This window comes from Mucilaginibacter puniceus, assembly GCF_054783175.1.
Genome location: NZ_BAAGRB010000002.1, coordinates 996,754 through 1,021,120 on the forward strand (window position 1 = coordinate 996,754; position 24,367 = coordinate 1,021,120).

The 24,367-nt window shown below is 39.7% G+C and carries 28 protein-coding genes; 8 read left to right on the forward strand and 20 right to left on the reverse strand.

What is annotated here, in order from left to right:
* The first annotated feature begins 30 nt into the window (after window positions 1-30).
* Window positions 31-531, forward strand: a complete 501-nt coding sequence (locus tag ACYVJ6_RS11480) for a hypothetical protein (protein ID WP_460694204.1) — start codon at window positions 31-33, stop codon at window positions 529-531.
* A gap of 5 nt (window positions 532-536) precedes the next feature.
* Window positions 537-1,478, forward strand: coding sequence for a zinc dependent phospholipase C family protein (locus ACYVJ6_RS11485; protein ID WP_460694205.1), 942 nt, complete (start codon window positions 537-539; stop codon window positions 1,476-1,478).
* Here ACYVJ6_RS11485 and ACYVJ6_RS11490 read toward each other — a convergent pair whose 3' ends face one another.
* The 16 genes from ACYVJ6_RS11490 to carA all read right to left on the reverse strand — a co-directional run bounded on the left by ACYVJ6_RS11490 (window position 1,479) and on the right by carA (window position 17,532).
* Complete coding sequence (locus tag ACYVJ6_RS11490; RefSeq protein WP_460694206.1) at window positions 1,479-2,120, reverse strand: DedA family protein; 642 nt, start codon at window positions 2,118-2,120, stop codon at window positions 1,479-1,481.
* Window positions 2,121-2,238: 118 nt separating this feature from the next.
* Entirely contained in the window at window positions 2,239-2,958 is a 720-nt protein-coding gene (locus ACYVJ6_RS11495; RefSeq protein WP_460694207.1) for a DUF4397 domain-containing protein, read from the reverse strand.
* Between the two features lie 2 nt (window positions 2,959-2,960).
* Window positions 2,961-3,644 (reverse strand): DUF4397 domain-containing protein, encoded by a 684-nt coding sequence (locus tag ACYVJ6_RS11500; RefSeq protein WP_460694208.1) that lies wholly within the window; start codon window positions 3,642-3,644, stop codon window positions 2,961-2,963.
* A gap of 109 nt (window positions 3,645-3,753) precedes the next feature.
* Entirely contained in the window at window positions 3,754-4,878 is a 1,125-nt protein-coding gene (dnaN, locus tag ACYVJ6_RS11505) for a DNA polymerase III subunit beta (RefSeq protein WP_460694209.1), read from the reverse strand.
* A gap of 36 nt (window positions 4,879-4,914) precedes the next feature.
* Window positions 4,915-7,320, reverse strand: a complete 2,406-nt coding sequence (gldG, locus tag ACYVJ6_RS11510) for a gliding motility-associated ABC transporter substrate-binding protein GldG (RefSeq protein WP_460694210.1) — start codon at window positions 7,318-7,320, stop codon at window positions 4,915-4,917.
* Window positions 7,321-7,427: 107 nt separating this feature from the next.
* The gene (locus tag ACYVJ6_RS11515; RefSeq protein WP_460694211.1) at window positions 7,428-7,922 is read right to left on the reverse strand and encodes a hypothetical protein; all 495 of its coding nucleotides are present in this window, start codon (window positions 7,920-7,922) and stop codon (window positions 7,428-7,430) included.
* Window positions 7,923-7,998: 76 nt separating this feature from the next.
* On the reverse strand, window positions 7,999-8,706 hold the full coding sequence (locus ACYVJ6_RS11520; RefSeq protein ID WP_460694212.1) for an ATP-binding cassette domain-containing protein: 708 nt from the start codon (window positions 8,704-8,706) through the stop codon (window positions 7,999-8,001).
* 199 nt (window positions 8,707-8,905) lie between these two features.
* On the reverse strand, window positions 8,906-9,205 hold the full coding sequence (locus ACYVJ6_RS11525; RefSeq protein ID WP_460694627.1) for an FtsB family cell division protein: 300 nt from the start codon (window positions 9,203-9,205) through the stop codon (window positions 8,906-8,908).
* Window positions 9,206-9,407: 202 nt separating this feature from the next.
* Window positions 9,408-10,727 (reverse strand): DEAD/DEAH box helicase, encoded by a 1,320-nt coding sequence (locus ACYVJ6_RS11530; RefSeq protein ID WP_460694213.1) that lies wholly within the window; start codon window positions 10,725-10,727, stop codon window positions 9,408-9,410.
* Window positions 10,728-11,028: 301 nt separating this feature from the next.
* Window positions 11,029-11,415 (reverse strand): type II toxin-antitoxin system HicB family antitoxin, encoded by a 387-nt coding sequence (locus tag ACYVJ6_RS11535; RefSeq protein ID WP_460694214.1) that lies wholly within the window; start codon window positions 11,413-11,415, stop codon window positions 11,029-11,031.
* Entirely contained in the window at window positions 11,408-11,671 is a 264-nt protein-coding gene (locus ACYVJ6_RS11540) for a type II toxin-antitoxin system HicA family toxin (RefSeq protein ID WP_460694215.1), read from the reverse strand. Before ACYVJ6_RS11540 ends, ACYVJ6_RS11535 begins: the two co-directional genes overlap by 8 nt.
* A gap of 218 nt (window positions 11,672-11,889) precedes the next feature.
* Entirely contained in the window at window positions 11,890-13,188 is a 1,299-nt protein-coding gene (gene eno / locus ACYVJ6_RS11545) for a phosphopyruvate hydratase (protein ID WP_460694216.1), read from the reverse strand.
* Window positions 13,189-13,347: 159 nt separating this feature from the next.
* Window positions 13,348-14,079 (reverse strand): DUF2490 domain-containing protein, encoded by a 732-nt coding sequence (locus tag ACYVJ6_RS11550; protein ID WP_460694217.1) that lies wholly within the window; start codon window positions 14,077-14,079, stop codon window positions 13,348-13,350.
* Between the two features lie 94 nt (window positions 14,080-14,173).
* Window positions 14,174-15,268 (reverse strand): ABC transporter permease, encoded by a 1,095-nt coding sequence (locus ACYVJ6_RS11555; RefSeq protein WP_460694218.1) that lies wholly within the window; start codon window positions 15,266-15,268, stop codon window positions 14,174-14,176.
* Window positions 15,269-15,348: 80 nt separating this feature from the next.
* Complete coding sequence (locus ACYVJ6_RS11560) at window positions 15,349-16,113, reverse strand: ABC transporter ATP-binding protein (protein WP_460694219.1); 765 nt, start codon at window positions 16,111-16,113, stop codon at window positions 15,349-15,351.
* A 318-nt stretch (window positions 16,114-16,431) separates the two neighbouring features.
* On the reverse strand, window positions 16,432-17,532 hold the full coding sequence (gene carA, locus ACYVJ6_RS11565; protein WP_460694220.1) for a glutamine-hydrolyzing carbamoyl-phosphate synthase small subunit: 1,101 nt from the start codon (window positions 17,530-17,532) through the stop codon (window positions 16,432-16,434).
* Between the two features lie 375 nt (window positions 17,533-17,907).
* Between carA and panB the strand changes: the two genes are divergently transcribed.
* Both panB and ACYVJ6_RS11575 read left to right on the forward strand, forming a co-directional pair.
* Window positions 17,908-18,723, forward strand: coding sequence for a 3-methyl-2-oxobutanoate hydroxymethyltransferase (gene panB, locus ACYVJ6_RS11570; RefSeq protein WP_460694221.1), 816 nt, complete (start codon window positions 17,908-17,910; stop codon window positions 18,721-18,723).
* A gap of 76 nt (window positions 18,724-18,799) precedes the next feature.
* On the forward strand, window positions 18,800-19,522 hold the full coding sequence (locus ACYVJ6_RS11575; RefSeq protein ID WP_460694222.1) for an RluA family pseudouridine synthase: 723 nt from the start codon (window positions 18,800-18,802) through the stop codon (window positions 19,520-19,522).
* On the opposite strand, the gene mtgA is transcribed toward ACYVJ6_RS11575, so the two are convergent.
* From mtgA to rpsF, 4 genes are all read right to left on the reverse strand, one after another.
* A complete protein-coding gene (gene mtgA / locus ACYVJ6_RS11580) occupies window positions 19,523-20,212 on the reverse strand; it encodes a monofunctional biosynthetic peptidoglycan transglycosylase (protein ID WP_460694223.1) in 690 nt (229 codons plus the stop codon).
* Window positions 20,213-20,425: 213 nt separating this feature from the next.
* A complete protein-coding gene (gene rplI, locus ACYVJ6_RS11585; RefSeq protein ID WP_460694224.1) occupies window positions 20,426-20,869 on the reverse strand; it encodes a 50S ribosomal protein L9 in 444 nt (147 codons plus the stop codon).
* A gap of 18 nt (window positions 20,870-20,887) precedes the next feature.
* Entirely contained in the window at window positions 20,888-21,148 is a 261-nt protein-coding gene (gene rpsR / locus ACYVJ6_RS11590) for a 30S ribosomal protein S18 (RefSeq protein ID WP_460694225.1), read from the reverse strand.
* Window positions 21,148-21,516 carry a 30S ribosomal protein S6 gene (gene rpsF / locus ACYVJ6_RS11595; RefSeq protein WP_460694226.1) on the reverse strand — a complete coding sequence of 123 codons (369 nt, stop codon included), beginning with the start codon at window positions 21,514-21,516 and terminating at the stop codon, window positions 21,148-21,150. Before rpsF ends, rpsR begins: the two co-directional genes overlap by 1 nt.
* Window positions 21,517-21,773: 257 nt before the next feature.
* Between rpsF and sucD the strand changes: the two genes are divergently transcribed.
* The 4 genes from sucD to ACYVJ6_RS11615 all read left to right on the forward strand — a co-directional run bounded on the left by sucD (window position 21,774) and on the right by ACYVJ6_RS11615 (window position 24,190).
* Entirely contained in the window at window positions 21,774-22,652 is an 879-nt protein-coding gene (sucD, locus tag ACYVJ6_RS11600; RefSeq protein WP_460694227.1) for a succinate--CoA ligase subunit alpha, read from the forward strand.
* Between the two features lie 147 nt (window positions 22,653-22,799).
* The gene (locus tag ACYVJ6_RS11605; protein WP_460694228.1) at window positions 22,800-23,273 is read left to right on the forward strand and encodes a hypothetical protein; all 474 of its coding nucleotides are present in this window, start codon (window positions 22,800-22,802) and stop codon (window positions 23,271-23,273) included.
* Window positions 23,274-23,437: 164 nt separating this feature from the next.
* Window positions 23,438-23,803: a methionine-R-sulfoxide reductase gene (locus tag ACYVJ6_RS11610; RefSeq protein ID WP_460694229.1), complete on the forward strand. Its 366-nt coding sequence runs from the start codon at window positions 23,438-23,440 to the stop codon at window positions 23,801-23,803.
* Between the two features lie 183 nt (window positions 23,804-23,986).
* Window positions 23,987-24,190: a hypothetical protein gene (locus ACYVJ6_RS11615; RefSeq protein WP_460694230.1), complete on the forward strand. Its 204-nt coding sequence runs from the start codon at window positions 23,987-23,989 to the stop codon at window positions 24,188-24,190.
* The last annotated feature ends 177 nt before the right edge of the window (window positions 24,191-24,367 follow it).

The following is a 24,367-nucleotide window of genomic DNA, read 5'->3' on the forward strand; positions in this document are numbered from 1 at the left end:
TGTAACCTGTTACTACCCAATCACAATTTTATGAAGGTCAAAAGTTCAATACTACTTATCACTTCAATCAGTTTAATATGCTTTATAACTGTAAGCTCGTTTACAAAAAATGGCTTACAACAACCCGGGCTAAAACAACAACTTATTGGCGAGTGGAGAAATATCGCTCTGCGAATAAAAAGGAACATCAACGACAAAGTTAAACCTGCAGTTGTAGAGGCCGACTCCACCAATTGGGAAACCAAGTTGGGCATTAAACCTATCCGTACCCATTTTAAAAACGATGGCAGTTATTATTCAGAGTATTTCAATCTTAAAGATAGCCTTATCAGGCGGACTTCAGGTACCTGGTCTATAAAAAACGATTCGCTTACTATGGTACAATTACTCCCTGATAAGAGTAATACCAAATTACATGTAAGCATCAATAATAACGTAGCCACCTTCACCGGTATTATTGATTTTGATGGCAATGGTAAACTGGATGATGATTATTTTGGTAAGCAAAAAAAGTTTAGCGCAAAACCTTAACGCCGATGAACCGTATTGCTGGTTTTATAGCCGGATTGTTTCTTATCGTTTTATCCTCATCCTGGGGTTTCTTTGCGCATTATAAAATAAACCGGTTGGCCGTGTTTATCTTGCCCAAAAGCATGGCGGGGTTTTATAAAGCCAATATTCAATTTATTACCGAGCATGCCGTTAGTGCTGATAAAAAGCGTTATGTAGATACCACCGAAGCACCACGCCATTATTTAAACGCCGACCATTATGGCAAAAAACCTTTTATCAAAATACCACAACGCTGGGCCGATGCAGTAGTTAAATACAGCGAAGACAGTTTAAACAAACAAGGCACCGTACCATGGACCATACAGCGCACCTATTATCGCCTGGTTAATGCTTTTAAGGCGCATGATACCTTGGCCATACTAACCGCATCGGCCAACCTGGGGCATTATATTGCTGATGCGCATGTGCCGTTGCACCTCACCCAGAATTATGATGGGCAGCTAAGCAATCAAACGGGTATACATGCTTTATTTGAAACCCGGATACCTGAACTTTTTGGTAACAGCTATAGCTACTATATTGGCAAAGCCCGGTATATAGAAAACCCTTTGGCCGAGGCTTTTAAAATTTGCCGCACATCCTACAGCGAGGTAGATTCTGTTTTGCGGATGGAGCGTTTACTCAACAAAAGCTTTCCTGCAAATAAAAAGATAGTACACGTAAAACGCGGCAACAGGTGGATTACTGATTACTCGGTTGAGTACAGCCGCGCCTATCAAAAACTATTAAAGGGTATGGTGCAACGGCGGATGCGATCAGCAATATTGGAAATTGGCAGTTATTGGTACTCGGCCTGGGTAGATGCCGGGCAACCCGATCTGAATAAACTAATCAAACAACCTTTAACTGCAACGGCCCTCCAAAAAATAAAAAAAGAAGAGGCTGATTTTAGATCGCGAAAATAATCATTTACTTGTCCGGCTTTTTATGGCTGCAACAACAGGCGGGATAAGGGATATCACAATAATACCAAGACCTATTAATGATATGTTATTCTTAAAAAACGGAACATTACCTAATGCAAATCCGGCATATAAAAATAGCACAATCCATAATACTGCACCCACAATATTAAATAAGCTAAACCTGGCAAACGGCATACGCCCTACTCCCGCCACAAATGGTGCAATGGTGCGTATAATAGGCATAAAGCGGCTAAATATTACAGCCTTGCCACCGTGTTTATCAAAAAAGGCTTTGGTTTTATTATAATATTCCAGCTTTAAAACCCGGTTACCGGGCTTAAATACCTGGTGCCCCAAGTAGTTACCCAAGGTATAATTAACTGTATTACCGGCAAATGCCGCTACAATTAATAATACGGCCAAAACGCCAATACTTAAACCGGTGCCCCCTGCTGCTATTAAAGCTCCTGCAGCAAACAGCAACGAGTCGCCGGGTAAAAAGGGGGTTACTACAAAACCTGTTTCGGCAAATATGATCAGGAACAATATCCAATAAGTTGCCGTATTATAATCTCTGATGATCTCTGCAAGGTGTTTATCAATATGCAGAATAAAGTCGATACCCAGTTTTACTATTTCCAATGGTTGTTGATTTTTGTGCGAAATTAGTGATTAAGGATCAAAGATCAGTTTATTGAAGATTAAAGATTAGTGAAGGTTGCATTGACAAAACTAATCGTCAATCTTTAATCTTTTACAACTATCTGTTATTTAATACCCCCATACCAAATGCAGCCGTATCCGTACGGCCTACTATTCCGCGGCAGTATAATGTATATAGTTTGCCATCAAGTACGGTCACGTTAGGCAACTCGGATAAAATGGTTGTAGTTGATGTTTGGTTATATATCTTAAAATTATACATACCGGCCGGCATCTCTATAAATTTTGATACATGCTTATATTTTTGGTTAGTAAAAATAGGGGTGCCATTTGCGGTAATATTAAATATACTGCTATCCGCGGTAGCATTTACAAACCTTACCTTGCCTCGCCCACTGGATGGCGCAGCCGAAGTATCGCTGATAAATATATGGCTAATGCTATTAGTTGCTTTAAAACCTGTGATAAACAGGGTGTACTTTACATTGCTTTTTAAAGTGGTGTCAATAGAAATTTCATTAACAGAACTGTTGTTATTGCCTATTACCACCCGCCGTATTTGAAAAAGTGTATCCAAAGGCCCTAATGAAAAATACCCTGATGGTGTTGGATACCTGTATTGAGCATTTCTTTTTTGCAAGTTAACGTATAGGTTTACCGGAAGCAGATCGGTGCTTAAGTTTAATACCTGTAATTGCGTATTAGTAGTTGGTGTAACCGTAGTTTCCGTTTTTCCGCACGAAGCAATAAAAGGTATTACCAGTGTAATTACCATGGCTATAAAAAGTAAACTTAAAGGAGCATTGCTTTTGTTCATTATTATTTGATGATCATCCTGGCCGTGAGCTTATCCGTGCCTGTACCTGCTAACGTACCGGTAGTAAATATAGTATAAATTGTACCCGCTGTTAAGGTTATAGTTTGATCAATGAGGGGTGTTGTTGACCCGGCTTGGTAAATTTTTAAACTATTTGCCCCACTGGTAATACCAATAAATTCAGTAGATGTTCCAAAAGCTTTGTTAGGATAATTGGTTGTGCCAATGGTAACATCTAAATTAGTTGTACCGGGCAATGTATTTACAAACCTAACAGTTGCCTGGGTTCCTGGAACTGATGGCACACTATCCTTCAACGCAAATACTTTATCAGGCGTATCACCGGCAACAAATAACGAATAAGTTTTAGCCGAATCCAGTTTTAAAGCCAGATCACTTATCAAATAGCCGGGATTATCAGGACCGGCTTTTTTAACTTGATATTGTTGTGTACCAGCGGTTACCGAAAAATAACCCGATTGACCCCCTGTACCTATGCTGCCCAAATTATTTAACCTTGTACCATTTTGATATACATTAATGGGGTAATTATTGGCATTAACCGCATTTAAATCAGCTCGCGGCAATACAACTACTATATCGCCATCCTTTTTACAGGATGATAAACCTATGCCGGTTAAAATTACCAGCACTAATATTTTAATACATGTAGCTATATTTTTCACTGTTTTATAAACGTTAGCAAAGCTATAATTGTTACATCAATTTTTATAACAAAAAAGTCCGGTTGTTTAAGCCGGACTAATGTTTGGATCTATAATTTAAGTATAAAACTTAAGCGTAACTATTTAGCATCACCGGCATAACCAGCATCAGCACATCTTCATTTTCGTCGCCTCCCTGCGGCAGTAATAAACCTGCGCGGTTAGGGGTCGACATTTCCAAAGATACTTCTTCGCAATTCAAATTCTTCAACATTTCTATTAAAAATCTTGCATTGAAGCCAATTTCAATATCCTCGCCCTCATATTGGCAGGTTAAACGCTCATGGGCCTCGTTAGCAAAATCAATATCTTCTGATGATATGTGCAACTCGCTGCCGCTTATTTTTAACCTTACCTGGTGTGTTGTTTTGTTAGCATATATAGCAACACGGCTTAATGAGCCTAAAAATGTCAATCTATCTATACTTAATTTATTAGGATTATTTTGAGGTATTACCGCCTCGTAATCAGGGTAACGTTCGTCAATTAAACGGCAAACCAGGTTAATATTATTAAACTTAAAAAATGCGCTGGTACTGTTATATTCTACAGATACATTTACATCATCAGCAGGCAAAGCGGCTTTAAGTAATGTTAATGCTTTTTTAGGCAATATGAATGAGGTTGTGCTTTCTGCTTTGGCATCCAGGCGGCGGTAACGTACCAACTTGTGTGCATCAGTAGCTACAAATGTTAGGTACTGGCTTGATAACTGGCAGTAAACACCTGTCATGGCCGGACGCAATTCATCATTACTTACCGCGAATATAGTTTTGTTAATAGCCTCGGCTAAAACCGATGCAGGTAAGTTTACTGACGATGCGTTTTCAACTACCGGAATTTTAGGAAAGTCTTCTCCATTTTCGCCGCTTAGTTTATATTTTCCGTCGCCTGCGTTTATTTCAATAGCAAAAGTTTGGTCATCAACAGAAAAAGCCACCGGCTGCTCTGGCAATGATTTTAACGTATCTAATAAAATGCGTGATGGTATAGCTATACGGCCATTTTCCTTTGCTTCTACATTTAAAGAAGTGGTCATGCTGGTTTGCAGATCGGTAGCCGATATGGTTAAGTTTCCATCCTTAATTTCGAACAAAAAGTTTTCCAGTATTGGCAGTACGGTACTGCTGCTTAATGCACCGCTTACAGACTGTAATTGCTTAAGTAATGTTGATGTGGAAACAATAAATCTCATGTGTAATTTAATATTTAGCTACCAAATGTATAAATTTTAACGAGCATACTTTCGCTTGCGCGCATAATGTTGAAAAATAGCAAATATTAACACCAAAAACAAAGGAAAAACGGTATTAATTACCTGCCAAAATAATTTTTCGTTGCGCACCCTTGCCTTATCTAGTAACCTTAGCTTAATTTCCTTAGTGCGCAGTTCAATTAAGCCCGAATCATCGGTTAAATAATCAGCCATATTGAGTAATAAATTTTTATTACCATAGGTTTCCTGCGTGTAACGGTCATATCCGAGCGGATATGGTGAACCATCGGCACCTACCTGGTTTTTAAATATATCACCATCGCTGATTACGATCATTTTTGTTGGCACACTCTCTTCAACCTGTTCAATTTTATCGGTAATACTTGCAGGTATAGGCCTGTTTTTAAAGTCCGATTTAAACCTGCCCTCTAACAATACCCCAATAGTTTTAGGTTGGCTTTGAAACTCTTTAGGATCAGGTGCCTGTTCAACTGATTGCAAAGAAACCATGTAAGGCGCAGCTACAGTTTTATTGTAAGGCGATGATGTAAGCAGTGTAGTAGCTGTTATTTTTTTGGCACCCAGCACATCAATTGTACTGGCAAACTGGCTGTAAACACCATCCAGGTTTTTTACTATAGGCTGCTTTTGGGTGGGCAGTGTTATCAGTACCGGGTAAAATAACCAGGGCACCAACTGTATTTGTGGCTGGCCGCCAATATTACCCGTATTCATGGGTATTTGCGCGCAGTTAATATCGGCTATCAGGTCGTAATTGATCCTTACGCCATACCCAAATAATTGATCGTCTAAATTTAATTGCTTGTTAAAAGCCAATTGCTCGCCACCATGCCCGCGCAGGCTATCCAGTTCGGCACTTACCTGGTCAATGGCCCATATTAGCCTGCCACCACGCATTATATATTGGTCCAACTTAAATTTTTCGTCCTCTGCAAATGGTTTATCCGGCTTGGCTATCACCAATAATTTGATTTTGGCCAAACTATCAAACGGAATACTTTTCAAGTCAACCCTGCCTACAATAAAACCATCTGATAAACTTCTAATGGCACCACTTAATTGCACATCGTTCAATTCATTATGACCGGTTGTAAAGCCTATAGCGGCTACACCATTACCGGTTGCCTTTTTGATGGCAGAGGTGAACGCATATTCCAAATTTTGAATAGAGTTGTTCAATTGTTCATCGGCAGTTAAAGTCATTTGAGTTTGCGCATTTAGCAGTTTAACTAATACCACATGCCCATTTGATGATACGGCGGCCCAAGGGAAAATAACTTTTTGCGATAAGCCATTTTCTGTTTGCACACTCAGGTTGGTAGGCTCCAACCCTTTTGATTGAAGGTCTTGAATGACCTGGTCTTGCTCGCTTGCCGCCAATCCTTCTAATGGGTCAATAAAGTCCACTTCAATTTTACCATGACTATATGAACGCAGGTCGCTTAACATATCCCCGGTAGCACGTTGCAAACGTTTCATCCCACCCGTTAAATCGCCCTGCAAATAAACGGTAATTTTTACCTGTTGAGGTAAACTATCCATCACGTTACGGCTTATTGGCGAAATAGTATATCGCTTCTCGGCAGTAAAGTCAAAGCGGGTAAAGGTGAGGGCTGATATAACAGCAATTAATATTAATGCACCTATTATTTTAAATAAGGTTAAGTTTTTTAGGCTTTTTTGACGCTGTTGTAATAATACAAACAAGGTTAGATTAATAAACAACCCGGTTAATATGATGAAGTAAGCCAAATCGCGGGTATCTAAAACTCCACGACTGATAGATTGATAATGCTCATTAATGCCCAGGTATTGCAGGTTGAGGTACTGCAAGGATAATATATTGCTTATAGAATCAAATCCACTGTAAAAGAAAAAGCAAAGGAATACTGCTATGATGAAGGCAACTATCTGGTTGTTGCTTATCGCTGAGGCAAATAACCCAATAGCCGTAAATGCCGATCCTAATAAAAATAAACCGATATACGAGCCTACTACTCCGCCGGTATCAATGTTACCTTGTGGCGCACTTAAAGTATAAACGGAGTAATAATAAATAAGCGTGGGTATTAATGCAAAAAGTACAATGATAACCGCGGCTAAATACTTACCTATAATAATTTGACAATCGGTGAGCGGGCGGGTTAATAAAAGTTCAAATGTACCCTCCTTACGTTCTTCGGCTAATGAGCGCATGGTAATGGCCGGTATAAGTAACATAAACAAGTACGGGGCAGTACCAAAAAAGTTCTCTAAAGTATCATAGCCATACTCCAGTATGCTGGAGTCAGGAAAAACCCAAAGCAATAAACCAAGCACCAATAAAAAAACACCAATGGTAACGTAAGCTACCAATGAACTGAGATAGGAATTAATTTCTTTTTTGAGGATGCTGTACACGGCAAAGTGTTAAACGCCGAAATTACAACATTATTTGTTAAAGCAAAAAAGCCCCCGAATAGAATCGAGGGCCTTTTCAATATGCGTAATAGTACGCTAAGTTTTAATTAGAAGCTAAAACCTAAACGAGCGCCAATTTGGCCAGTTGTACCGTTTTTAGACCAAGCTTCGTAACGAACACCTAAGTCAATAACATCGCTAAATTTGTAGCCAATGCCAGGTGAGTAAGCAAATGCAGTACCACCACCACTTTTAGTTGAGAAAGCAGCACCTAATTGAGCTTCACCATAAAAAGCATCACCAAAAAATTGTTTGATACCAGCTTTTACCGGAATAAAACCAGCGGCAGCAACTTTACCAAAAGGAGCAGCAAGAGTTTTACCCTGGAATGAGGTATAACCAGCTGTTAAAGTAAAGTTAGTACCTGTTGCAATTGGAGCTTCATACTTTAATGAACCACCGATAGCAACATTGTAAAAATTAGAAGTGTTACCTACAGGAAGGCCGGCTTCTAAACCAATGCTGAATTTGCTACCACCTTGAGCAAAACTGCTAACTGCGGCACCTACAACTAAAATTGCGGCTAATAAAACTTTTTTCATAAATGTAAAAAATTAAAGGTTAATAAATAAATTGTGAATTTGTTAAAACAAAGGTATAAATATTATTTAAATCATACTATTTGCTAGTTAATTTAATAAATACCGTTTCTAACGCGTTATTATTATTCTCCTTTTTTAGATTTTGCAAGGTATTATTTGCCACAATTTGGCCTTTATTGATGATAATTACCTGGTTACAAACGGCCTCAACCTCCTGCATAATATGGGTTGACAGGATAATAGTTTTTGTTTTACCCAGATCGGTAATTAATTGGCGAATGCCTATGAGTTGGTTTGGGTCAAGGCCCGAAGTAGGTTCGTCTAATATCAGCACTTCCGGGTCATGCAAAATGGCTTGAGCAAGGCCAACTCGCTGGCGATAACCTTTACTTAGCTGCCCTATTTTTTTATGTTGCTCTGGACCGAGCCCGGTTTGTTCAATAATATCGGCTATGCGTTTATTTGGCGAATGCATTTTATGAATTCCTGCCACGAATCCTAATGATTCCTTTACATACATATCCGTATAAAGCGGGTTACTTTCGGGCAGGTAACCAATATGCCTGCGCACCTCTAACGATTGGTTAGTTACGTCAAATCCGCAAACGGTGGCTTTACCACTGGTTTGCGGGATAAAACCGGTTAGTATTTTCATGGTGGTAGATTTACCGGCACCATTTGGCCCTAAAAAACCCAGCACACCCGGCCCGGCACTAAATGAAATATCATTAACTGCCTTTTGCTCGCCATAAACTTTGGTTAAGGATTCAACAAGAATACTCATGCATCAAATGTAGAAAATTGGTGGGAAATAAGAATACTAAAACAACGCGTCATTGCGAGGAACGATCCCCAATTAATTGGGGACTGCACTTGCAAATCAAAAAGATAATTGCTTTTACGTTTCGCTAAACTGCCGTTTGATTGTACTCTGTAGAGATTGCCACGCTATCGCTCGCAATGACGCGCGGGTGTTTTGGATATTATTCCTCTCCTTTCTCTTTAACGATCACAAAAACATCCTCATTATCTTTTTTCATGAGGTATTTTTCGCGGGCAAATTTTTCCAGCTTTTGGGGGTTGGAGGTTAGCTCGTCCAGGTCCTTGCTTACTTTTTCGGTTTCCTTGGTGTAAAAGTCGCGCTCCTCTTTAAGCGTGTTTACCTGCTGGCGATATTCATATTGTGATACCAGGTCATTCTTATCAAAAAACAGCATCCATACTATAAAGGCTACTGTAACTATAAAAAACTTGTTTTTACAAAGATCTATAAAGCGCCTGATTGCCATCGTTGAATTTTTAAGCTAATTTATTACAAAGATACATTGGGTGCAAATAGGGTTATTAACTTATTAACAAATATTTGATTGTCATTTCGAGCATAGCGAGAAATCTATACACTTACTATTTGCCCGTGTATAGATTTTTTCGCTACGCTCAAGAGATAGTCCTCCTCGTTCCTTGTCGAAATGACAAAGGTTAATATTATCGTCTCGGCCTGCCACCGCTTAAATTTTCCCCGGCCGGCCTTGGTCGGTTGCCCGGCTTTTTACGATCGCCGCTGCCAAAGCCGCGACCACGTTTAGGTGCGCCTGTGCGGCCGCCACCACCGCCGCCTTTACCTTTTTTAGAAGCACCTTCGGCATGTTTGGCAACAATACTCTGCGGGCTCATAGGGTATGGGTGAGCTTCATTAACAGGAATTTCTTTAGCTATCAGCTTATGGATATCTTTTAAAAATTCAATCTCTTCCTGGTCGCAAAAAGTTAAGGCTATACCGCTTGCTCCTGCCCTGCCTGTACGACCGATACGGTGTACATAGGTTTCAGGAATATTAGGTATCTCGTAATTTATTACGTGGGTTAATTCATCAATATCAATACCGCGCGCGGCAATATCTGTTGCTATTAACACACGTGTGGTACGGTCCTTAAAATTCTTCAAAGCCCTTTGACGCGCGTTTTGCGATTTATTACCGTGTATAGCCTCGGCAGTGATACCAATTTTTACCAGGTCCTTAACCACTTTATCCGCGCCGTGCTTAGTACGGGTAAATACTAAGGCGGTCTTGATTTCTTTGTCTTTTAATATGTGAGCTAATAACGAGCGTTTATCGTTTTTCTCAACATAATATAATTCCTGCTGTATGGTATCTGCAGTTGATGATACCGGGGTAACTTCAATCCTCTCAGGATTGTTTAATATACTGTCTGCCAGTTGCTGTATCTCTTTAGGCATAGTAGCCGAAAAGAAAAGCGTTTGTCTTTTTTGAGGCACTTTAGCAATGATCTTTTTAACATCATGCACAAAGCCCATGTCCAGCATACGGTCGGCTTCATCCAGCACCAGGAATTTGATATGGTCCAGGCTAATGTAGCGTTGCTGTATAAGGTCTAATAAACGGCCCGGTGTAGCTACTAAAATATCCACCCCACGGCGTAATGCCTCGGTTTGGCCGTGTTGCGATACCCCACCAAATATGACCAAATGTTTTATGCCGGTATGTTTACCATAAGCGGCAATGCTTTCGTTTATCTGTATAGCCAGTTCGCGTGTTGGGGTAAGTATTAACGCTTTGATGGTTTTTTGTTCTTTATGCTGTAACCTATCCTGGTATAATAACTGTAAAATAGGTATGGTAAAAGCAGCTGTTTTACCTGTACCTGTTTGCGCGCAACCTAAAAGGTCGCGGCGTTGTAATAAAATAGGTATGGCTTGCTCCTGTATAGGCGTAGGTGTAGTGTAACCCTCCGTTTTTAAAGCCCGGAGAATTGGCTCAATTAAATTTAAATCTTGAAATAACATGTATTGTTCTTAATATTTTATGTGCTAACGCGATTGCATAAGCGGATCTGAAGAGTCGTGTCTGGATAAATCAAAACCGTAAGCTAACGGGTATTATTTGGCAAAGATACGGTTTTTATTATCGTAATTGTCTGAACCATGATTTTTAGGATTTTAAGATTACATGATTTCACCCATCATGCCATTAATCCTATCACCTTAAATCCGACAAATCAAGATTTAGACAAAAACAAAAAAAGCCACGATAATTCGGGGCTTTCTAAGTCTTAAACTATTTATCGTTAACTCTTAAAAATTAAACTCATCCTAATATAGGATGTTGCACATCATCCAAAGTGCGGTCAACTTCATCTTTTCGATGAAGTGTAAAAGAGAGTGCTTTTTTTACAAACTCATTTAGTGTAATATTATGAGCCGCAGCAAATAACGCCGCTTCTTTGTGCAAGGATGAAGGAACTCGAACATTGAATGTTCCTTTATATGTTCTTTCCGGTTCTTTACCTATTTCTAAGCAGGTTTCTAAATAATCTTCAACGGCCTCTTCAAAGGCTATTTTTAATTCTTTAACCGAAGCCCCTTCAAAGCTTATCAAATCATTAATACCTAATATTTTTCCAAAAAAGACTTCATCGGTTGCACTAAAGTGTACCGAAGCGTAGTAGTTTTTATATTGTAAGATGTCATTCATCTTTTATATATCCTTTTTCTTTTAAATGTGAGATTACCTCGCGTATAGCATAGCTTTTAACAATGTTGGCCGGATGGGGTTTGTGAAGTGTGATTATATTTTTGTTAGAATCTACAAACTTTCTTCTTGATCCACCGGTTTTTCCACCTGTTAGTTCTTCGTAGCCAAAAAATGCTACAGCTTTACATAATTCGTCCCACGTAAAGTCCTTGGGTATTGTCAACAATCGACTGATTAATTTTTCTTGTCGTGACATTGATTTTGTCTAAAAATGTTTCCATCATATTTTCAAATTTAACTTCCTAATCGTTCTGTGTAAACTGGCAAATAATTACCTTTTATTTGTTAGTGTAAATATACTACTTTATTTGTAACTGAAAAATAGTTACAAATAAAATTACATAACAAAAAAGCCCCGATAAATCGGGGCTTCCATATAAATAGCTTTTCTGCTTTCGCCTTTCAGCTTTAACCTTATCCTTTAGGATAATATTTAAAATCCTTACCTATAAATTTAGCGTTAACGCCTAATTCTTCTTCTATACGTAATAACTGGTTGTATTTAGCTATCCTGTCAGATCGTGAAGCCGAACCGGTTTTAATTTGACCGCAATTTAATGCTACAGCCAGATCAGCAATGGTAGCATCTTCAGTCTCGCCGCTACGGTGGCTCATTACTGAGGTAAAGCCATTGGTTTGTGCCAGGCTAACCGCGTTAATAGTTTCGGTTAATGAACCTATCTGGTTAACTTTTACCAATATAGAGTTTGCTATATCTTCAGTAACACCGCGTTGTAAACGGGTTACGTTAGTTACAAATAAGTCATCACCTACTAACTGCACTTTACTGCCTATACGGTCGGTTAATAATTTCCAGCCATCCCAATCATCCTCGGCCATACCATCTTCAATAGAGATGATAGGGTATTTTTCAGATAATTGCGCTAAATATTCTGCTTGTTCTGCACTGGTACGGATAGCACCTTTGCTGCCTTCAAACTTAGTATAGTCGTATTTGCCGTCCTTGTAAAACTCAGATGCTGCACAGTCAAAAGCCAGGCAAATTTGTTCGCCAGCTTTGTAACCTGCCTGCGCAATAGCTTTTAGTATGGTTTCAACGCCATCTTCGGTACCTTCAAAAGTTGGTGCGAAACCACCTTCGTCGCCTACCGCCGTTGAAAGACCACGGTCATGTAATATCTTTTTCAGGTTATGGAATACTTCTGTTCCCCAACGTAATGCTTCAGAGAAGGTAGAAGCGCCAACCGGCATGATCATAAACTCCTGGAACGCTATAGGCGCGTCGGAGTGTGAACCACCGTTAACAATATTCATCATCGGTATAGGTAAAGTGTTGGCGTTAACACCGCCAATGTAACGGTATAAAGGCTGGCCACTCTCCTGTGCTGCAGCTTTAGCAGCTGCTAGTGATACACCTAAAATAGCATTAGCACCTAACTTAGCTTTGTTGGGTGTGCCATCCAGATCGATCATTATTTTATCAATAGTGTTTTGTGCAAACACGTCAACACCCTGTAATTCTTTAGCTATAATATCATTTACGTTGGCAACGGCTTTTAAAACACCTTTACCCATGTAAACTGACTTGTCATTATCACGCAACTCAACAGCCTCATGCGCACCGGTTGATGCTCCTGACGGAACAGCGGCACGGCCCAAATAGCCATTTTCGGTTAATACATCTACTTCAATTGTAGGGTTTCCGCGCGAATCCAATATCTGGCGGGCATGTACATCAATTATTATACTCATAATAGTGGTTTGTAAAATTTAAACTCTGCTTAGTGTAAATTTTACACCAGCAATAAAACAAATATACAACTTCCATTAAATTTAGTGCAATTAACTTTAAGATTAACATTTATTTAATACGGACGTTTGCTAACTAAAAGATTGCGTATTAACAAATTGTTAGTCGTGTACGCCCGGTATACGCTCTTTAGGCTTGGTGTTTTTACGGTTGATACGGTAATTAAATATGAGCGCTAAGTTGTTTTTTGCCCCAGCCGAGGATAGATTATAATTATACTGATTGATCCATCCTACCTGTAAACTTACCGCTTTGTCAAACTGGTAACCTAATCCTGCCGAGAAACGATTGCGCTCAAAATGTGGTGGCTTATTATTCAGAAAAACCTCGTCAAATACAGCTATAAAAAAAGTTTTAGCTTCTATTTTAGGATGATTTAATGGAACAGCCAGGTTTAACCTGTACCTAAAGCGGTTTCGGAATATACCATTTTGCCAGCGTTGCTCAGCACGGTAGCGATGCTCTATCTTTACCCTGTCCAGGTATTGATTTACTGACATTTGTTCCCATATCCTAAATTCGGTGATCTGGGCCTGGTTAAATGCAGCTTCATCATCCGTATAATAGCGGCCCGTACCTAATAAGGCGGTATAATTTTTAGCTATATCATAGCTAATACCACCCTTAGTTTCGTAATAATAAAATTGATTAAAAAACTCGTTCGAGCGGGCCTGCAATTCAATATATCCGCCCCAGCGGTGGGTACTGTCGCCGGGTAAGGTTATAGTGTTTATACTGAATACACCGGTTTTGTTGTTTTGGGCTTTTGCCATAAAAGCTGCCGAAAACAAAAAGAAAAATAGCAATGCTTTACCTGCCTTATATTTCATCATTATTAAATTAATGTAAATTATAAGTGCAAAAGTATTTTCTTAATATTACCTCAATGTTAAGTTTTAGTGTATTAATGTTATCTTAATGTTAACACTATTCCCATTTAAACGTTTTAACCGCTACAGTATATATAACTATACCCCATATACCCAGTATTAATAACTGGTGGCCCACGTCAAATAAGCCCGCGCCTTCAAACGCCACTTTACGCAATGCATCATTTAAATAGGTTAATGGCAAAGCACGGCTAATGGGCTGTAGCCAGGTAGGGAAAGCATTTATAGAAAAGAATGTACCCGATAATAAAAATTGCGGTAACGTAATAATATTAGCTATTGGTGGCACCGTGCTTTCGTTTTTGGCTATGCCCGATACTACAAACCCAAAACCCATAAATACTATTATACCGATGGTAGAGAGTATGAGCATATTTACAACCGTAATAAACCCATGTATCAACGTAAAGCCAAAGGCAAAGTGCCCTATAGTGATAATAAATATAGCACCTATCAATGCAAAGGTTATGCGTGCCAATGCCTCGCCTAAAACAATGCTGTAACGCTTAACAGGAGTAGCAAAAAAACGTTTAATTACCAACGTAATACGCAAGCTTAAAAACACAAACGCGGTACCAAATACACCTGTACTTAATAACGAGAAGCCTAACTGTCCCGGTAAAATAAAATCAATGGTTTTATATAGGCGGCCTTGTACGGTAGTTTCTTTTACCTCTGCCAAAATAGGTGGTGCGGCATCAGGTCGCTCATTCATTTTACTGAGGATATTGCTCAAGATGGTTTTAAAGATATTTCCCTTCTCCTGCGATGCCTTAGTGTATTTTACATTAACCGTATATGGTGGGGCAGATTGATTCTTCCGCACATCAATAATAACGTCGATACTGCCTTTCTCTAACTCCTTCGCCATTTCCTCGTCGCTTTGGCTTTCTATCAGATGCACCACATTAACGTTTTTAAGTGCCTGGTAAACCGGGCTGGTGGTATCATTGCCTTTGGCCATGCCCACATCAACAGAAATACCGCCACCGCCAATAAACCCAAACACCAATATAAATATCAGCGGAAACAATAAGCTAAATACCACCGCCGATGGGCTGCGTAATATAGAGCGTAAACTTGCTTTGGCTATGGCCAGGGTTGCACGGAGGTTATTGTATTTTTTGGTCATTTTGTTTATTGGTCATTTGTCATTGGGTCATTAAATCATTATAGCGCATTTCAAAACTCCCCCTTCAGGGGGTTGGGGGGCTACCCCTCGCGCCATTCTTTGCCGGTCATGCTTATAAATACATCTTCCAGGTTGGCGCGTTTCACTTCCTTTTTACGCTCAAAGCCCGATGCTACCAGTTCATCAATAAAATGGTCGGGCGTATCAATACCCATAATGCGGCCCCCGTCAACAAAGGCTACCCTATCGCAAAGCTCTTCAGCCTCGTCCATGTAGTGGGTAGTAATAACTACTGTTGTGCCGTTATCACGTATCTCGCGTATCAGGTCCCAAAGGTTACGGCGCGCCTGTGGATCAAGCCCGGTTGTGGGTTCATCCAAAAAAACAATGCGCGGGTTATTTATTAAAGTGGTGGCAATAGAAAAGCGTTGCTTTTGCCCGCCGGATAGTTCTTTATACTTGGCTTTAGCTTTATCGGTAAGTGCTACTTTTTCCAGCATTTCCATCGGACTTTTATCGATACCGTAAAGGCCACAGAATAGTTCTATAAGTTCAGATAAATTGAGGTTGGGGTAATAACCTGCTGCCTGTAATTGCACACCAATACGCTGTTTAATATTATCCGCATCGGTTTCAATATCAAAGCCATCAACCGTTACGTGGCCGGATGTTTTTTCGCGCAGCGTTTCAATAATTTCCAATGTGGTGGTTTTACCGGCTCCGTTTGGTCCCAGCAGGCCGAATATCTCGCCCTCATAAACTTCAAAACTAATGTCTTTTACCGCGTTAAAATTTCCATAGTTTTTTACCAGGTTTTTTACGGTGATAATAGGTTGCCTTGCCATAGTACAAAAATGGTTGATAGATATGGATTTATCACTATCATTTTTTACGAAATGATAGTTTTTTTACCAACTTAACTTACCAGGTGACCAATCAATTGTATGGCTACCAAAGCCTGGGTAACCAACTTAGCCAGTATAGTTAATATAGGAATAGATAAAAGCGTTGCCATTGTGTGATGATTATGCATCAAAAATGGCTTTAAAGCAGACACCCGTCCACAGCTTTTAGGTAAACAGCGGTAAATTGTCGGTGAAATAAATAGATGTGGCGATAAATGTCGCTGTCAAATAAAAAGGCGAGAAATCTCGCCTTTTTTATTATTTCATCAAATTAACAAAATCATCAAACAAATATCGGCTATCATGCGGGCCCGGAGATGATTCAGGGTGATACTGTACCGAGAAAGCTTTTTTGCCTTTTACACGGATACCTTCAATAGACTGATCATTCAAATTAACGTGGGTGATCTCTACCTTGTCAGATGCGCGTACAGCCTCGGGCACTACACCAAAACCATGATTTTGAGAAGTAACCTCACAATGGTTAATGATTATATTTTTTACCGGGTGGTTCAATCCGCGGTGGCCATTAAACATTTTTTTGGTTGGGATGCCATTGGCCAAAGCCAATAACTGGTGACCTAAGCATATGCCAAACATCGGTTTATCCGCGGCTAAAATATCCTTAACGGTATCAACCGCGTAAGGCATAGCAGCCGGGTCGCCGGGGCCGTTTGATATAAAGTAACCGTTTGGTGCAAAATCCTTCTCCATATCGGCAAAGCTGGTTTTTGCTGGGTAAACTTTAGCATATATTTCACGACTATCAAAGTTGCGCAGTATATTTTTCTTTACACCTAAGTCTAACACCGCTACACGGTAAGGCGCGCTTTCGTTACCTATGGTATAAGTTTCTTTGGTTGATACTTTTGATGACAACTCTAAACCATCCATTGATGGCACTTTATCCAGTTGCGTTTTTAATTCGGCAATGTCTAATATCTCTGATGATATAATAGCATTCATTGCGCCTTTATCCCGTATATGACGAACCAACTCGCGGGTATCCACATCAGATATACCTACTATGTTTTGTTCCTGGAAATAATCTTGTATAGATTCATCAGCCTGCTTGCGGCTGTACTGAATATTATAGTTTTTACAAACCAGCCCGGCAATTTGTATCTGTGCCGATTCTTCTTCATCCTTAGTAATACCGTAGTTACCTATATGTGCATTGGTAGCTACCATTATCTGCCCAAAGTATGATGGGTCGGTAAAAATTTCCTGGTAGCCGGTCATGCCGGTATTAAAACATATTTCGCCGGCGGTGGTTCCTATCTTTCCGGCAGCTTTACCATGAAAAACAGTTCCGTCAGCAAGTAATAATACAGCCGGTAATTGGGTGAAATAGGTCATTATTTAAAAAATTTGAATAGTTTAAAAAACGGTTTGAAATACCGAACAAGAATGATGAGAAATGAAGTTTAAATACCTCTGAATTCACGATGCAAAAGTAGAGATTTATTTCGAATTTCGAATGTACAATTTCGGATTTTTTCTCTTCGCTATCAACTCACCCGGTCTTTGCTTCGCTCGACCACCCTCTCTTCCGCAAGCGGGAAAGAGGGAAAGACTAAAAACCCTCTTTCCGCCAAAGGCGAAGAGAGGGTCGACAAGCGGCTTAGCGATGTCGGGGGTGAGTCAGCTTGCCGCTAACTATTAAATTCGAAATCCCACTTCCGAAATCCGAAATAAAAAAACTTAACTTTGACCCGTAGAAAATTACCGATCATGTCAGTAAATAAAGAAATAAAAAGAGTAACCACGCATAAGTTGCAGGAGATGAAAACCCGCGGCGAAAAAATTGCCATGCTTACGGCGTACGATTACTCAATGGCTGCCATTGTTGACAATGCGGGCACTGATGTTATATTAGTAGGCGACTCTGCCTCAAACGTAATGGCCGGGCATGAAACTACATTGCCCATAACGTTAGATCAGATGATCTACCACGCATCATCGGTGGTGCGTGCGGCTAAACGTGCGTTGGTAGTGGTTGATCTGCCTTTCGGATCATACCAGGGAAATTCAAAGGAGGCTTTAAACTCGGCTATCCGCATCATGAAAGAATCAGGCGCGCACGCCATAAAAATGGAAGGCGGCGTTGAAATTGCCGAATCGGTAAGTCGTATTTTAACAGCAGGTATCCCGGTGATGGGGCATTTAGGCTTAACGCCACAATCTATTTATAAATTTGGCACTTATACCGTAAGGGCAAAAGAGGAAGCCGAAGCAGAAAAATTAAGATCAGATGCTTTAAAACTGGAAGAACTGGGTTGCTTTGGTATTGTGCTGGAGAAAATACCGGCGCAACTGGCTAAAGAAGTCACCGAAAGTCTGCACATACCAACAATAGGTATCGGCGCGGGTCAAAACTGCGATGGCCAGGTTTTGGTTATACATGATATGCTGGGCATAAACGAAGGTTTTAAACCCCGCTTTTTGCGCCAGTATGCCAACTTATACGAGGTAATGAACAACGGCATTAAAAACTACGTTGCCGATGTAAAATCAAAAAGCTTCCCTGACGAGAAAGAGCAATATTAATTAGTCCATGGCTAATGGTCGATAGACCATAGCAAAAATTACTATGGACCATCGACTATGGACTATCAACCCACCAATGGCAAAACCAGAATTTAAATACACCCCCTACGATATCACCGATAAGGATGTGCTTTATGAGGATAACCACCTGATAGCGGTAAATAAACGTGCGGGAGATATTGTACAAGTTGATGAAACCGGCGATGAACCGCTTGACGAAAAGGTAAAAAAATACATCGCCAAAAAATACAACAAACCTAACGGTGCTTTTTTAGGTGTAGTGCATCGGTTGGATAGGCCGGTTAGTGGGGTAATTTTATTTGCCAAAACCAGCAAAGCTTTGGAGCGGATTAACCTGATGTTTAAAAGCCGCGAAATGCATAAAACCTATTATGCCGTAGTGCGGAAAAGACCCAATCCCGAAGCGGGTAATTTAATACATTGGCTGGTTAAAAACCCGCAGAAAAACGTAACCAAAGCCCATGATAAAGAGGTACAAGGCAGCCAGCGATCTGAATTAAATTATAAATTGGTAGGCGAGCTAAACGGTTACTATTTAATTGAAGTTGACCCTATAACCGGTCGCCCGCATCAGATAAGGGTACAGTTAGCCAGTTTAGATTGCCCCATTGTGGGTGATAATAAATACGGTTATCCGCGCGGCAGTTTGCGCAAAAGCATTTGCCTGCATGCCCGCAGGTTGCAGTTTATCCATCCCATAAAAAAAGAACCTATACTCATTACCGCACCGTTACCCCAGGATGGCTTTTGGGAAAAGTTTGAGGGGATGATGGAGTAATCAAAACTCCAACGGACCTAATATCCTAATGTCTCTTAATATTAAACTTTGACGACGCCTCAAATACTTAGTTGGCTTAGTTGGCGACCATTTTAGGGGTAAAGGAAATATAGAAGCTATAGCTGCAGCTTCGCGGCGGGTTAATTGCGATGCATCTTTACCATAATAATATTGGGAGGCTGCTTGAATGCCGTACACACCATCGCCCATTTCAATTACATTTAGATACACCTCCATAATGCGCTTTTTACTCCAAAACACTTCTATCAATGCAGTAAAATAAGCTTCAAAAGCCTTACGGATATAGGATCGGCCCGGCCATAAAAAAACATTTTTAGCCGTTTGCTGCGATATGGTACTGCCACCAACCAACTTTTTGCCTTTTTGATTTTTATCAATGGCTTTTCCCATGGCTTCAAAATCAAACCCGTGGTGGATTAAAAACTTCTGGTCCTCTGCGGCTACGGCGGCGCGTTTCATGGCATCGGCAATTTCGTCAAAGTCGCGCCATTCCTTATCTATCTTCCAGTCCTTACCATCAGCTTTGCGTTCAAAGCCTCGGGTTATCATTAACCAGGTGACGGGTGGATTAACAAATTTATAAAGCAATACCCAAAAAACGGTAACGCCCACAAAGAAGATAACAAACAGCTTAATAAAACGCAGGACGAGTTTCCAGAGGCCTTTCATGCAACGAAAATATTGTTTTATTTCGAATGTCGGATTTATTTACAAAAAGAGCGCTGTCACCCTGAGTTTATCGAAGGGTGTGCGGGCGGGCCTAAACACTCATGCTTCGACGGGCTCAGCATGACATCCATGTAAAACAAAAGAGGTGTTCCGCATCAGCGAAACACCTCTTTATATCTTATAAATTCGAAATCGAAAATTCGAAATTCGAAATTATTCAGCTACTACTTCAAATGGAACGTTTACCTTAACCTCTTTGTGTAGGTTAACAATTGCGGTGTACTCACCAACAAATTTAGGCTCCTGGTCAAAAGTAATACGACGACGGTCTACGTCAAAACCTTCTTTCTTCAATGCATCAGCAACTTGTATAGTGTTGATAGCACCAAATATTTTTCCTGTTTCGCCGGCTTTAGCGCCAATAGAAAGTTTAACACCTTCTAAACGGGCAGCAATAGCATCAGCGTCTTTGCGTATTTTTTCTTGTTTAAATTGAGCTTGCTTTAAGTTTTCAGCTAAAACTTTACGTGCAGACTCAGTAGCTAATATGGCGTATCCTTTAGGAAAAAGGAAATTACGGCCATAACCTGGTTTAACGGTTACGATATCGTCTTTATCACCCAGGTTTTTGATGTCTTGTTTTAAAATAACTTCCATGGTTTCTTTTCCTCCTGCTTATTTTAATGAATCTGTAACATAAGGTAATAAACCGATATGGCGCGCACGCTTAACAGCCTGTGCCACTTTACGCTGGAATTTTAATGAAGTTCCGGTTAAACGGCGAGGTAATACTTTACCCTGATCGTTAATGAACTTTAATAAAAAGTTAGCGTCTTTGTAATCGATATATTTAATACCGTTCTTTTTAAAACGGCAATATTTTTTACGGTTATCCTCCACCTTTGGAGCGGTAACGTATTTAATTTGATCTGCCATTAGTTCGCTGCTCCTTCCACTTTAGCTACTTTCGGTTTGTTGAAAGCACCTGTGCGTTTTTTGTCATTGTAAGCTACAGCGTGTTTGTCTAACGCTATAGTCAGGAAACGAAGTACGCGTTCATCACGCCTCAATTCAATCTCCAATTTGTTAATTAATTCACCTGGAGCCTTAAATTCAGTTAAGTGATAGTACCCTGTAGTCTTTTTTTGAATAGGGTACGCTAGTTTTCTCAAACCCCAATTATCCTCCTGGACAATTTCGGCTCCGCCATCAGTTAAGGTTTTGCTGTATTTGGCAATTGCCTCTTTAGCAGTCTCTTCTGATAACAACGGGGTTAGAACGATAACGATTTCGTACTGTTGCATTTGTTATACTTTGATTTTTAATTATTTATCCCGCACTAAACGGGCTGCAAATGTAGTAAGAATATTTAAGTTATCAAATACTTAATTGACTTCAATTTTATAGTAAACTGCATCCGTACATCTTGTATAATTTCAGTCGTTATGTTCTATCCTAAAAATATTACAAATAATTCATGCTTAATGCAGCCATTTAGTTGATTTTAATTTGACATTAAGGCCATTAATTTTAGCTTTGCGCTACAAAAAGTAAAAAACCAATGAGTGTATTAGTAAATAAAGATTCTAAAGTTATAGTTCAGGGTTTTACAGGTAACGAGGGTACCTACCATGCCGAGCAAATGATTGCTTACGGTACGCAGGTTGTTGGTGGTGTTACCCCGGGCAAAGGCGGTCAAAAACATTTGGACAGGCCGGTATTTAATACCGTTGCCGATGCGGTTAAACAAACCGGTGCTAACGTATCTATCATATTTGTACCGCCTGCATTTGCAGCCGACGCGATTATGGAAGCAGCCGAAGCCGGAATTAAAGTAATTGTATGCATTACCGAAGGTATCCCAACTAAGGATATGATTGCGGTTAAAGAATATTTAACTGATAAAGATTCTCGCCTGATCGGCCCTAACTGCCCTGGTATTATTACTGCCGATGAAAGCAAAATTGGTATCATGCCGGGATTTATCTTCAAAAAAGGTAACGTTGGCGTGGTTTCAAAATCAGGTACGTTAACTTATGAGGCGGTTGACCAGGTGGTTAAAGCCGGTTTAGGTATTACTACTGCTATTGGTATTGGTGGCGACCCTATTATAGGCACCCCTACTAAAGAAGCTGTTGAATTATTAATGAACGATCCGGATACTCATGGTATTATTATGATAGGCGAAATTGGCGGAGGCATGGAAGCTGAAGCTGCACGCTGGATAAAAGAGCATGGCACTAAACCTGTTGTAGGTTTCATAGCCGGTCAAACAGCGCCTCCGGGACGCCGTATGGGCCACGCCGGTGCAATTGTTGGCGGTGCCGATGATACTGCTGCTGCTAAAATGAAAATTATGGCCGAGTGCGGTATCCGTGTTGTAGAATCGCCTGCCGAAATTGGCGCTGCAATGGCTGAGGAGTTGGCTAAGTTAGCGTAAGGCTGAAAGGTTTTTATGCCTTAATATATAAAGAGAATCCCGGTTAGTCATAACCGGGATTTTTTTGTTTATAATAACTAAGATCACAAGCTTTGAGATTTAGAAATTTTTTAATAATTTAAACTGTTCTAAACTTATATATTTCTTATGTTGACGATTTTTATTCAAGCTATCATCCCAATACTTTCAGGCATTATCGCGTATGTGACTTGGTTATATCAGAAAGAAAAAGAAAAAAGAATTAACGTTCAAAATCAACTTTCTGAGAAAAAATATCTAGTCTATAATGAAATATTTAACTTGTTTTTCGAAATATTTCAAAACACTCTCAACAAAAAAGAACATTCAGCTCAAGAGTTAGAAGAACGAATGTTATCGATTGTAAAAGGACTTACGATTTATGCCTCGGATGCTGTTTTAAAGAAATTTAGTTCATGGAAGGCAAATAGTAAAACGGAAACAACTCCCGAGCAGGTAAAGTTGTCTTTTAAACAATTTTTAGACGTTCTAATAGAAATTAGAAAAGACATGGGCAATTATAAGTCGAAAATGAATTATGACGATATTTTGGGCATGATAATTTTAAATTACAACACGGAAAAAGCAAATCTTGGCTTTTGAGTTTTTCAAACCAATCATCCTCTGTTAATTTGTGCGCCGTTAGGTCAAGCCTCTGTAAACATCCACCCAAAAACAAAACCAAATAACATTTTGTCGTATATTGTATAAGTGATGAGGCGAAAATCATTTGCTAATTCACTCCATCACTAATTCACTCATTAAAAATGGAATACAATAAATTAACTCCCGACGAAGAATATATCATATTACATAAAGGTACCGAGCGCCCGTTTACCGGCGAGTTATTAAATAATAAAGCCGAGGGCTTATATGTATGCAAACGCTGCGACCAGCCGCTGTATACATCTGATACCAAATTTGAATCGCATTGCGGGTGGCCAAGTTTTGATGATGAGATACCGGGTGCGGTAAAACGCGTTCCGGATGCGGATGGGCGACGTGTAGAAATTGTTTGCAGCAACTGCGGCGGGCACCTGGGCCACGTGTTCGAGGGCGAGTATCTAACCCCAAAAAATACCCGCCATTGTGTTAATTCATTGTCTATGAAGTTTGTGCCAAATCATGGTTAACAAAGGTTAACACATTTTGAAATATTTTTTAGTTAACTATTTGACTATTAAATAGTTAAAAATATTTGGCCCAAAAAAGTGTAAACCATGATTTTAGCAGGGTTAATTTGTGCCAGAAGCGTCATAATTTTTTCATTTCATAACTGAAAACATAGTTATAAAATAAAAAACTAACATTACAAAATGCTCATTGCCAACGCGGTAATGAGCATTGTATTTTCACCTCCCGCAATTTTGTTTATAACTTATAGGGGATGTGTAAAACTATCACTAACACCCAAAACCCTTCCCGCTTATCTTTGGATTATAAGTTCTTTAAAAGCTACCGGGTTATCGGCAAACCTTGCCGGTAAAAAAGGAAAAACATCTGCCAGGGCAGATGGCTGACGTACAAATAAAATTGTTTAGCAACGATTAGTGAGGTTGATTTTTGAGTAGTTAAAGTGGTAATAAGTATCACATTTAACATTAACTGCTCTCGGCATTGCTGTCTGCTATTGGTTCGTCTTCCTTTTAACCCGCGTAACCGCAAAAGGATTTTTTTAATATTAATAAAACAGTAAA

Bases quoted from the DNA above. Each gene is read 5' to 3' on its own strand.
- ACYVJ6_RS11480 (WP_460694204.1), top strand. From the start codon at position 31: ATGAAGGTCAAAAGTTCAATACTACTTATCACTTCAATCAGTTTAATA.
- ACYVJ6_RS11485 (WP_460694205.1), top strand. From the start codon at position 537: ATGAACCGTATTGCTGGTTTTATAGCCGGATTGTTTCTTATCGTTTTA.
- ACYVJ6_RS11495 (WP_460694207.1), bottom strand. From the start codon at position 2,958: ATGAACAAAAGCAATGCTCCTTTAAGTTTACTTTTTATAGCCATGGTA.
- dnaN (WP_460694209.1), bottom strand. From the start codon at position 4,878: ATGAGATTTATTGTTTCCACATCAACATTACTTAAGCAATTACAGTCT.
- ACYVJ6_RS11515 (WP_460694211.1), bottom strand. From the start codon at position 7,922: ATGAAAAAAGTTTTATTAGCCGCAATTTTAGTTGTAGGTGCCGCAGTT.
- ACYVJ6_RS11520 (WP_460694212.1), bottom strand. From the start codon at position 8,706: ATGAGTATTCTTGTTGAATCCTTAACCAAAGTTTATGGCGAGCAAAAG.
- ACYVJ6_RS11530 (WP_460694213.1), bottom strand. From the start codon at position 10,727: ATGTTATTTCAAGATTTAAATTTAATTGAGCCAATTCTCCGGGCTTTA.
- ACYVJ6_RS11535 (WP_460694214.1), bottom strand. From the start codon at position 11,415: ATGAATGACATCTTACAATATAAAAACTACTACGCTTCGGTACACTTT.
- ACYVJ6_RS11540 (WP_460694215.1), bottom strand. From the start codon at position 11,671: ATGTCACGACAAGAAAAATTAATCAGTCGATTGTTGACAATACCCAAG.
- eno (WP_460694216.1), bottom strand. From the start codon at position 13,188: ATGAGTATAATAATTGATGTACATGCCCGCCAGATATTGGATTCGCGC.
- ACYVJ6_RS11550 (WP_460694217.1), bottom strand. From the start codon at position 14,079: ATGATGAAATATAAGGCAGGTAAAGCATTGCTATTTTTCTTTTTGTTT.
- ACYVJ6_RS11555 (WP_460694218.1), bottom strand. From the start codon at position 15,268: ATGACCAAAAAATACAATAACCTCCGTGCAACCCTGGCCATAGCCAAA.
- ACYVJ6_RS11560 (WP_460694219.1), bottom strand. From the start codon at position 16,113: ATGGCAAGGCAACCTATTATCACCGTAAAAAACCTGGTAAAAAACTAT.
- carA (WP_460694220.1), bottom strand. From the start codon at position 17,532: ATGACCTATTTCACCCAATTACCGGCTGTATTATTACTTGCTGACGGA.
- panB (WP_460694221.1), top strand. From the start codon at position 17,908: ATGTCAGTAAATAAAGAAATAAAAAGAGTAACCACGCATAAGTTGCAG.
- ACYVJ6_RS11575 (WP_460694222.1), top strand. From the start codon at position 18,800: ATGGCAAAACCAGAATTTAAATACACCCCCTACGATATCACCGATAAG.
- mtgA (WP_460694223.1), bottom strand. From the start codon at position 20,212: ATGAAAGGCCTCTGGAAACTCGTCCTGCGTTTTATTAAGCTGTTTGTT.
- rplI (WP_460694224.1), bottom strand. From the start codon at position 20,869: ATGGAAGTTATTTTAAAACAAGACATCAAAAACCTGGGTGATAAAGAC.
- rpsR (WP_460694225.1), bottom strand. From the start codon at position 21,148: ATGGCAGATCAAATTAAATACGTTACCGCTCCAAAGGTGGAGGATAAC.
- rpsF (WP_460694226.1), bottom strand. From the start codon at position 21,516: ATGCAACAGTACGAAATCGTTATCGTTCTAACCCCGTTGTTATCAGAA.
- sucD (WP_460694227.1), top strand. From the start codon at position 21,774: ATGAGTGTATTAGTAAATAAAGATTCTAAAGTTATAGTTCAGGGTTTT.
- ACYVJ6_RS11605 (WP_460694228.1), top strand. From the start codon at position 22,800: ATGTTGACGATTTTTATTCAAGCTATCATCCCAATACTTTCAGGCATT.
- ACYVJ6_RS11610 (WP_460694229.1), top strand. From the start codon at position 23,438: ATGGAATACAATAAATTAACTCCCGACGAAGAATATATCATATTACAT.
- ACYVJ6_RS11615 (WP_460694230.1), top strand. From the start codon at position 23,987: ATGCTCATTGCCAACGCGGTAATGAGCATTGTATTTTCACCTCCCGCA.